Annotated in this window: 1 protein-coding gene and 3 pseudogenes; 3 read left to right on the top strand and 1 reads right to left on the bottom strand. The window is 66.8% G+C overall.

The window, feature by feature from the left end; genetic code table 11:
* A pseudogene (locus IE318_RS46010) lies at positions 1–163 on the top strand (fumarylacetoacetate hydrolase); the annotation flags it as partial.
* A 101-nt stretch (positions 164–264) separates the two neighbouring features.
* Here the strand turns inward: IE318_RS46010 and IE318_RS43615 are convergent.
* Complete coding sequence (locus IE318_RS43615) at positions 265–639, bottom strand: hypothetical protein (protein ID WP_308438639.1); 375 nt, start codon at positions 637–639, stop codon at positions 265–267.
* Between the two features lie 225 nt (positions 640–864).
* On the opposite strand from IE318_RS43615, the pseudogene IE318_RS46005 reads away from it, so the two are divergent.
* Together IE318_RS46005 and IE318_RS46000 are read left to right on the top strand one after the other, a co-directional pair.
* Positions 865–1,074: pseudogene (locus IE318_RS46005) on the top strand (ferredoxin); the annotation flags it as partial.
* A 7-nt stretch (positions 1,075–1,081) separates the two neighbouring features.
* Positions 1,082–1,233 (top strand): annotated as a pseudogene (locus IE318_RS46000) (FAD-dependent oxidoreductase); the annotation flags it as partial.

Raw genomic sequence — 1,233 nt, 5'->3', positions numbered from 1 at the left:
ACCCGGCTCGGGGTTCACCCACGAGCACGGCGACATCGTACGGATCTCCAGCCCCCGGCTCGGCGCTCTCGTCAACACGGTCACCACCAGCGAACAGGCCGCACCGTGGACGTTCGGCGTACGAGGGTTGATGCACAACCTCGCCCGTCGCGGCGTGCTGTGAGCTACATGACTCCGGGCGGGCATCTGGAAACGAGTGTCATTTACAGGACAGCCCTCAGTAGGGGCGACACCCCGCGGCGATCCCGCTCAGGTGTCACCCTGCTACTGGCGACGTCGCCTGTGCTGTGTGCTCAGCGCTCGATGGTGGCGGCGAGCGGCGTGGTCATGGCGGCGTCGCTGATCAGTGCGCCGTCCCACAGAGCAAATGTGGTTGGCCGTGGTCAGGCCCCCGTGGAAGACGGCGATGACCACCTGAGCCGCTACCGCCAGTACACCGATCAGTCCGGTCAGCCAGGCCCCACCGAACGCCACGGTGATAGCGGGGGCTATGACGAGCAGCGGCCCGAGGTGGACGGTTTCCGGAGTCTGGATGTCCACGACGGTGATCAGAGTGATCAGTCCGATGGGGAGCAGCACCAACGCTCGGCTGGCGTGCCACCGCTGCCACGTGAAGGCGAAGCGCTGCTCAAGGTGCATATGTCTAATGTGCACCTTCCGCCTGCGCGGCGCCCCGGTCGGATGGAGCGGGCAGCGGTAGACACGCGGTTGGCGAGGTGAGGCTCGCCCTGGATCCCTCGCCTTGCAAGCCCGCTCCAGAGGGGGGCGATGCTGAAGGAGAGGTATGCCAACCGATCGTGTGGACCGAGCGCAAGGGCTGCGGAGCTTGCGAAGACAGCGGCCTTAGCAGGGAGCGGGTTCCAGTTGAGGCTTGTCGTCGATCTCAACCGGTTCCGGGGATTCGCGCAGTGTGTGTTTCCCGCCCCGGAGCTCTTCTCCCTGCACGGGGGCGAGGCGCCGCTGTTCTCGCCTCGCTTCGACGAGGCACAACAGGACCGGGTGGAGAAGGCCGCTGCCGCCTGTCCGGTCCAGGCGATTCTTGTGGACTACTCCGACGAGCCGACGAAGGGCCTGGAGACTCATGTCGGCCGACACAGACGTCGAGGTCCTGCGGCGTCAGGGCCGCATTGCCGTCGTCGGTGCCTCGCTGGCCGGGCTGCGTGCGGCGGAGACGCTGCGCGAGCAGGGGTTCACCGGATCGCTGACGATGATCGGCGATGAGCCGTACGAGCC

The organism is Streptomyces spiralis, assembly GCF_014654675.1.
Taxonomy (GTDB): Bacteria; Actinomycetota; Actinomycetes; order Streptomycetales; family Streptomycetaceae; genus Streptomyces; species Streptomyces spiralis.
This window is presented reverse-complemented; position numbering and strand designations above follow the sequence as displayed.

Excerpts from the sequence above, each read along its gene's own strand:
- IE318_RS43615 (WP_308438639.1), bottom strand. The coding sequence starts at position 639 with ATGCACCTTGAGCAGCGCTTCGCCTTCACGTGGCAGCGGTGGCACGCC.